At 71.9% G+C, this 549-nt stretch carries 1 protein-coding gene; it reads left to right on the top strand.

The annotated features are described in order from the left end of the window. A partial coding sequence (locus ACX9I7_RS32695; RefSeq protein WP_459389413.1) for an acyltransferase domain-containing protein occupies nt 1-549 on the top strand: 549 nt, incomplete at both ends.

Genomic DNA, 549 nt, shown 5'->3' with positions numbered 1-549 from the left:
CAAGACGAGCCGTCTGCGTGTCTCGCACGCGTTCCACTCGCCGCTGATGGCACCGATGCTCGCGCGCTTCCTGGAGGTCGTGGAGGGCCTGACCTTCGGCACCCCGGCCATTCCGGTCGTCTCCAACCTCACTGGGGAGACCGCCACCGAGGCACAGCTGACCTCTCCCGCCTACTGGGTCCGTCACGTCCGTGAGGCCGTGCGCTTCGCCGACGGCATACGCACCCTTCAGACCGCGGGCGTGACCCGCTTCCTGGAGCTGGGCCCGGACGGTGTACTGACCGCCATGGCCCGAGAGTCGGTGACCGACGAGGCCGCCGTGCTCGTGCCCGTCCTGCGCAAGGACCGGCCCGAGGAGCTGACGGCACTCACCGCCCTGGCACACCTGCACGTCTCCGGTGCGACCGTGGACTGGGCCGCCGTGTACGCCGGGACGGGCGCGCGGCGCGTGGACCTGCCGACGTACGCGTTCCAGCACCAGCGGTTCTGGCCGGCGGGCACGATCGCCCGTGCGGGAGACGTCCGCTTCGCGGGCCTGGGCTCCGCCGA

The organism is Streptomyces sp. L500, assembly GCF_054551825.1.
The sequence above is the reverse complement of the archived record's forward strand: the minus strand, read 5'-3'. Positions and strand labels throughout refer to the sequence as shown.